General features: G+C 31.4%; 6 protein-coding genes and 1 pseudogene. 4 read left to right on the top strand and 3 right to left on the bottom strand.

Going from position 1 to position 6,416, the window contains the following annotated elements:
• The 4 genes and pseudogenes from EAL49_RS04930 to EAL49_RS04915 form a co-directional block, all read left to right on the top strand.
• Positions 1-355, top strand: a pseudogene (locus EAL49_RS04930) (DNA methyltransferase); the annotation flags it as partial.
• A gap of 319 nt (positions 356-674) precedes the next feature.
• Entirely contained in the window at positions 675-2,735 is a 2,061-nt protein-coding gene (locus EAL49_RS04925; RefSeq protein ID WP_120829353.1) for a type IA DNA topoisomerase, read from the top strand.
• Between the two features lie 54 nt (positions 2,736-2,789).
• Positions 2,790-3,260 carry a hypothetical protein gene (locus tag EAL49_RS04920; protein ID WP_205583462.1) on the top strand — a complete coding sequence of 157 codons (471 nt, stop codon included), beginning with the start codon at positions 2,790-2,792 and terminating at the stop codon, positions 3,258-3,260.
• Positions 3,230-4,033, top strand: a complete 804-nt coding sequence (locus tag EAL49_RS04915) for a nucleotidyl transferase AbiEii/AbiGii toxin family protein (RefSeq protein ID WP_000377503.1) — start codon at positions 3,230-3,232, stop codon at positions 4,031-4,033. Before EAL49_RS04920 ends, EAL49_RS04915 begins: the two co-directional genes overlap by 31 nt.
• A 121-nt stretch (positions 4,034-4,154) precedes the next feature.
• On the opposite strand, the gene EAL49_RS04910 is transcribed toward EAL49_RS04915, so the two are convergent.
• Genes EAL49_RS04910 through EAL49_RS04900 form a run of 3 tightly spaced genes read right to left on the bottom strand, consistent with a single transcriptional unit; the run spans position 4,155 to position 5,791 of the window.
• Complete coding sequence (locus EAL49_RS04910) at positions 4,155-4,727, bottom strand: hypothetical protein (protein ID WP_120829351.1); 573 nt, start codon at positions 4,725-4,727, stop codon at positions 4,155-4,157.
• Positions 4,705-5,076, bottom strand: a complete 372-nt coding sequence (locus EAL49_RS04905) for a hypothetical protein (protein ID WP_048945690.1) — start codon at positions 5,074-5,076, stop codon at positions 4,705-4,707. The genes EAL49_RS04910 and EAL49_RS04905 overlap by 23 nt, the downstream gene beginning before the upstream one ends.
• A gap of 46 nt (positions 5,077-5,122) precedes the next feature.
• Entirely contained in the window at positions 5,123-5,791 is a 669-nt protein-coding gene (locus EAL49_RS04900; RefSeq protein WP_120829350.1) for a ParA family protein, read from the bottom strand.
• Positions 5,792-6,416: the final 625 nt, after the last annotated feature.

The following is a 6,416-nucleotide window of genomic DNA, read 5'->3' as shown; positions in this document are numbered from 1 at the left end:
TAAAACTCTAATAGACGATTTAGCCAAAATGAGCAAAGACAGAGATTATAAGCCTGTGTTCAACCCTAAATCTAAAGAAGTCTTAAAGAATTTGAACGCTGAAAAAAGAGCGAGCTTAGAGAATGAGAGCCTGACAATAACCGAAATTGAAAACAGCAATAAAGAACAAGAGATTAAGGGGAACACAAAGAACGATGATGAAGTAAAACAACATATAGAACAAGTGATTGAGAAAGAGATAGGAAAAGGAGCTGAAATTATCTATTCTAAGGAAGTTGCAATTACTAATAATGTTGATTACTACGAAAACGAAGAAGAAGAATTAGAAACCACTCAATCAAGGAGCAGAAGATGAAACAGCCTAGCAAAAAATCTAACAAGCTCTAAACTAGATTTGAGAGAAAAACGCTTGAGTAAAATCAACAAAGACCTACAAAAGCTAAACAAAAAACTTGAACAAGCTAAAAAAGAATTAGAGGATTTGCGTTTATTTAGAAGAAGAACGGCGAATGGAAAAATACACTCAATCAAGTAATGATTTTAGTAAGCGTTTATTAAGATTTGAAAATCAGTCTAAAAATTTTAGTTTAGCCTCTAAACATAAACAAGAATACAAATTATCTCTACAAGAGATAGAAATAACAGATGAAATTCCATTTTAAAGGAGCAACCAAATGAAAGATAGCGTTATTATTATTGAAAGCCCTAATAAAGTGGCTAAGATTAAAGAAATCACAGGAGCAAAGGTCTTTGCTACCATAGGGCATTTTATGCAACTTAAAAGCTATGATGAAAACAATAACTTTAAGCCGACTTTTGATTATGACCAAGAAAAGAAAAAACGTATTTTTGAGATGATAGAGGCATGTAAAAATAAAAAGGTTTATATTGCTACTGACCCTGATAGAGAGGGTTATGCTATAGGCTATCATTTTTATGAAAAGATTAAAAAAATAGCTAGTTCTATTTATAGAGCGGAGTTTTTTGAAATCACACCAAGTGGGATTAACAAAGGCTTACAAAATGCTCTTTTATTTGAAAACACTAATAAGCAAATGTATCAAAGTGCCTTAGCTAGAAGAGTGGCTGATATGCTTTTAGGTTTTACGCTCTCCCCTTATTTAGGCAAAGCTTTAGGGCAAATGAAAGGCTCTAGTGCTGGAAGAGTGCAAACCCCTTGTTTAAAACTCATTGTAGATAGAGACAGAGAGATTGAAAAATTTAAGGCTTTACCTGAAAATGAGAAAGTAAGCTATCAAATTCAAGCTAAGATTAACGATAGTGCTAACAGAGAAGTAACTATCAAGCATTGTGATGAAAAGGGCGAAGAGATTAAATTCAATGATAAAGAAGAGACTTTAAAACTCTTTGAGAGCTTAAAGGATAATAAAGCTTGTCTTTTAAAGGATTTAAAAAACTCTGTTGTAGAGACTAAACCTAAAAAGCCCTTTATCACTTCTACGCTTTTAGAAAAAGCAAGTTCTATGCTTGGTTTAAGTATTAGCGAAGTGCAATCTTTAGCTCAAAATCTCTTTGAGGCTGGACTGATTACTTACATTAGGACAGATGCGGAAAGTTTGAGCGTGGAGTTTTTAGATGAGGCAGAGAGCTTTTATGCACCTATTTATAAAGAAGTGTATCAAAAAAGAGAATACAAGGCTGGTAAGCAAAGCCAAGCAGAAGCTCATGAAGCCATTCGTATCACGCACCCCCACAAATACGAAGATTTAGAAAGCATAGTCTATAATGCTAGTATCACTAATCAAGACGCTTTAAAACTCTATAGATTGATTTTTGAAAGAACCATTGAAAGTCAAGGCAAGAATGCCATTTATGACAAGCAAGATTTGCTCTTTAAAATCAAAAACGAGTATTTTAAATGTTCTGTAAAGGGTTTAAAAAGCGCTGGATTTTTAGCAATGTTTTCTAAAAAAGAGCTAAAAAATGATGAAAGTAACGATGATAAAGACAATAAAGAAAAAGAACAAAACGCACAATTTAATCTAAAAATTGATGATGTGTTAAGTCTAAATGACTTAGTTTTAGCCACCATTAAAAGAAATGCCCCAAGTGCTTATAAAGAGGCAGATTTTGTCAAGCTTTTAGAAAATAAAGGCATAGGCAGACCTAGCACTTATGCGAGCTATTTGCCTACGCTTGTAAAAAGAGAATATATCAGCATTAGCCAAGATAAAAAACACATTATTACGCCTACACATAAGGGTAAAAGAGTGGTAGAAGTGTTTGAAAATGCTTATCAATTCATTATTGATTTGACCTATACTAAACAAATGGAAGAAGTGCTAGATGAGATTGTAGAAAATAAAAGCTCTTATGTGGATTTTATCAGCAATTTAAATTCTAAATGCCCTAAGATTGAAAAGCTAGAAAGAAATGATGATGAGATAAAACCTAGCAGTGAAGGACAAATCACTTATATAGAAAATATTTTAAGAGATTTGCAATTAAATTTAAGCGAAGAGTTTAAAAACTACAAAGAAGACAACAGAGTGGCTAAGGCGTTTTTAGACCGATACATTAAAGAGCATGAGTTTTTTAAGAAAAACAACAAAAAGGCTAGTAGCTCTAATAATGATGAAAATAGACCCGCTACGCCTAAACAAATTAACTTTGCTGAGATGTTAGCTAAAAAGCATAATGTCAAGCTCCCCAAAGGATTTAAATATAGTATGAAAGTGTGTGGGGATTTTATCAATGAGTATCATAAGAAGTAGTAAGTGAAATTTTGCTAAACTAGAACCTAATTAAAACTAATGAGGGAGTTTAGCATGCTTTATATTCCACCCACTTCAAAAGAAGTCTATGTTAGCTCTATTGTGGCTTTAAATATCCATAGCCCACAAGGCACAGGAGATTGGCATAGTAGCTATGCTTTAATGGAGAATGCGTTTGATGATATAGGGGTTTATATCTATGGTGAAAAACAAGCTCATAATACTAATAAACTACTAGGCAATCTAGGCATTATAGATGGCACAGCAAGGCTCAATAAAATGGGCTATTACCCTAAACATACTCCCACTTATATTGCAGAGCATCCAAGAGCTTGTGTAGATTGTCTCTATGTTTCTGTATTGCAAACTGGAAAGCTAGGGGTTGTTATGCTAGATGAATGGTTTCCTAGTATTGAAGATAAAGAGAGTGTCTATGCTCTTATAGAAGTGATGAAACCCAAATTAAACAAGCAAGAAAGAGAGAATTTGAATAAATGGATAGCAAGAAACCCCATTATAGAGTGAGTTTAAGCGAACAAGCTCTTAATCATGAAAAACTGATGAGAGCCATTGTTAAAAATCTAGCCGACACCCCTATGGTATTAAAAGGCGGAACAGCTTTGTATCTAGGCTATGGCTTAAATCGTTTTTCAGAAGATTTAGACTTTGATTGTCATAAAAAAATCAATCTCTTAGGCAGAGTAAAGAGCGCTATTCCTAATGGCATTATCTTAAATGATATTCATATTAAAAAAGACACTGATAGTGTGGGGCGTTATATGGTGCGTTATGCTACCAAAGACAATAAAGAAGAACAAACTTTAAAATTAGAAATATCTTATAGAGACGCACCAAAAGAGAGCGAAGTCAATGTGATTGAGGGAATGCGAATTGCTAAAATAGAGCGTATTATTGATAACAAACTCTGTGCTTGCTTTGATGGGGAGCATACAAGAACTAAAGCTAGAGATTTATTTGATTTGCATTTTTTAGCCAAGCATTATGAAGAACATTTTAACTTAGATTTAGCAAGTCGCTTAAAAGATTTTAGCAAAGACCCTGATAAATTAGTGAGCGATTATTTAGTAGATGTAAAACTAGATGCTTTATTAAATCAAATTATGGACTTAGAAGAAACAGCCCTAGAATTAGGGGTAATGGCTCAACTAATACATAAAAAACTTGAAAAACAATCTCATTCCCTTAATGCCTTGCAAGAGCAACAAGGCTATAGCAATAATGATAATAGCCTAGACAATTCTAATGAAAACACCTACACACCTAAGCGTAGGCGATAAGTAACCTTATTGAGTGGGTATTTGATAGTGTTTAGTTGTTTTTATAGTGCTATATTAATTACATAGTGCTTAATAGTTTTAGAAAAACTATTAAAAACCTATTTTTTAAGCCTAACAAGGTTTAGTTAATACGCTTACTTACTAAAAGCTCTTTAAAACTTTCTTTTGTAAGCTCGTTATTTAAAAACTCCATAATCTCTTTAGCATACCCTTCTATTAAAACTTGTAACAAGTCAATGTCATAAGAGAACTTATTTTTAAGGATATTTTGAGCGATTTCTATCATGCACTCATCATAGATTTCTATGCTTTCTGAAACTACTTCTATTAAATCGCTTTCTTTTACGCCATTTAAAAATAGATAGTAATTAAAGAGCCTATCTTCTTTTTCTTCATTGAGCCATTCTAAGTCGTCTTCATATTCTTCTTCATCTATGGGGCGAAAATCACTAGGAATAGTGCTTTTATAATCAATAGGATTAAATTTACACATAAAGCGTGAAATAAGAATTTTAGGGGCATTTTCATTATCTATTTTAGCAAACACCATATTAGCTAAGGCATTAGCTAGGACTAACTTCTTTTTTAAACTAGCTTGGCTAATTTCTTGCTCTAGTTTCTCTTTGAGTTTTAAGGGTGTGTCTTTGTAGATTACCTTGTTAGTAAAAAATTCATTCAAGTTCATTGTTTTCATTATTGCCATTTTTTTGTAATTTTTCTAATTGTTTTAAGAGTTTTTGCTCTTGGGTGTTTTTTCTGTATTTTAAATGCCTAATAAGCGCTTCTTCAATAAAAGTGCTTCGTGTCTCTTTAAATGAGCCAAATTCTAGCAAAAATTCATCAAGTTCTTTTATCACACAAGGACTAAAGGCAATGTTAAAGCTCTTTTTCTTATCTTCATCTAACAAGCTTTTTTTACGCCCCCTTTTTTTAGGGATTTTTACTTCCTTTGTGCTAGGCTCTTGTTTTAGGGGGGTATCTTGGGCTTGTTCTTCTTGTTCTTCAAACTTCTTTTCTAGCTCATCAATTTGTTGTAAATCCATACTTGTATGCTCCTTATTGTGTTTATTTTTGTGCTTTTTAACTCTTCTAAAACGCATGTCTTTTCTCTTTTTCTAAATGGCTTTTTAATTCGTTATAAAAATTAACCCACTCATTGATAGCCTTTTTATCGCTGTATTCTATGACCCCTAAACCTTCACTCACGCTACGCTTATAAACAATACGCTCACTCAAAGAGCTTTCTAAAAGCGTGATTTTATCGCTAGGGTTATTTTCTTTAATAAAATCAATTAAAGCTTTGCGTTCTTTAAGTGTAGGAATAGTAGGCATTCTATTGATGATGATTAAGGCTCTTAGGTTTTCATTAAGCTCTTGGAGTTGTTCTATCCTTTCTAACATGTTAACTAACACTTCAGTATCTAATTGACTAGGAGTTGTAGGCACTAGCACAATATCACTTAAAAGCATAGCCTTTTGGGTTTCTTTACTATATTCCCCCTTAGTATCAATAAGGATATTTTCATACTTAGATACCATTTGTTTTAAGGTATCACTAAACCCACTACTACGATTAAATAAGCTAAAAGTTTTATATTCGTTATTTGAACGGATTTCTGTAAAAGTTTCCATAGACTTTTGGCTATCTGTATCTAAAACAACCACTTCTTTATTGTCTTTGAGTAATTGTACCGCTAGGTTTAAACAAAGCGTGCTTTTACTACTCCCCCCTTTTTCATTAGCAATACAAATGGTCATGCTACTTCCTTAATTAGATTATTTTAGTAGTATAGCATAGTTTTATACAATTTGAATTAACTTTAAATAATTTACTTATTTAAGATTATTTATATAAATATAATAAATAATTAAATTTAGTAAGAGATAATTAAGTTATTACTATTTAATAAGTATTTAGTCTTTAATTGAATATTTTAATATTAAAAAAATAGATTATTATTTATCTTACTTATTGAATTATTTAAAAAATTAAGTTACTAATTGTATTCAAAGAATTTTGAGTGGGCTTTTAGTTTGATATTATTGCATGATAACTAGCATTTTTCTTAAAAAAAGATAATATTAAACATGATAAATCAGTAAAAAACTATCATTTTAGCTTAAAATCAGCTTAAATTTTAACTTTTTTCATTAAATTTTTATGGTTATTTACTTTTCATTTACTTTAAGTTTAGGTTACGTATTTTAGGGGGTTATAGGGTTTTAACCTTAAAAATGTGTCATCACACATTTGCGTTTTTTGCTTAAATTTAGCTTAAAAAGTGGTATATGTGTGATGACACACTTGAAAATTTTAAAAAAGTCAAGACCTTGATTTTTTTGTAATTTTTATGACATTCTAAAAAGATTTTTTAAAAGACAA

It is taken from the genome of Helicobacter pylori (genome assembly GCF_003637665.1).
Classification (GTDB): domain Bacteria; phylum Campylobacterota; class Campylobacteria; order Campylobacterales; family Helicobacteraceae; genus Helicobacter; species Helicobacter pylori_CK.
Note: the sequence above shows the minus strand (reverse complement) of the source record. Positions and strands in the feature narration are given on the sequence as shown.

Bases quoted from the DNA above. Each gene is read 5' to 3' on its own strand.
- EAL49_RS04915 (WP_000377503.1), top strand. From the start codon at position 3,230: ATGGATAGCAAGAAACCCCATTATAGAGTGAGTTTAAGCGAACAAGCT.
- EAL49_RS04905 (WP_048945690.1), bottom strand. From the start codon at position 5,076: ATGGATTTACAACAAATTGATGAGCTAGAAAAGAAGTTTGAAGAACAA.
- EAL49_RS04920 (WP_205583462.1), top strand. From the start codon at position 2,790: ATGCTTTATATTCCACCCACTTCAAAAGAAGTCTATGTTAGCTCTATT.
- EAL49_RS04910 (WP_120829351.1), bottom strand. From the start codon at position 4,727: ATGAAAACAATGAACTTGAATGAATTTTTTACTAACAAGGTAATCTAC.
- EAL49_RS04925 (WP_120829353.1), top strand. From the start codon at position 675: ATGAAAGATAGCGTTATTATTATTGAAAGCCCTAATAAAGTGGCTAAG.
- EAL49_RS04900 (WP_120829350.1), bottom strand. From the start codon at position 5,791: ATGACCATTTGTATTGCTAATGAAAAAGGGGGGAGTAGTAAAAGCACG.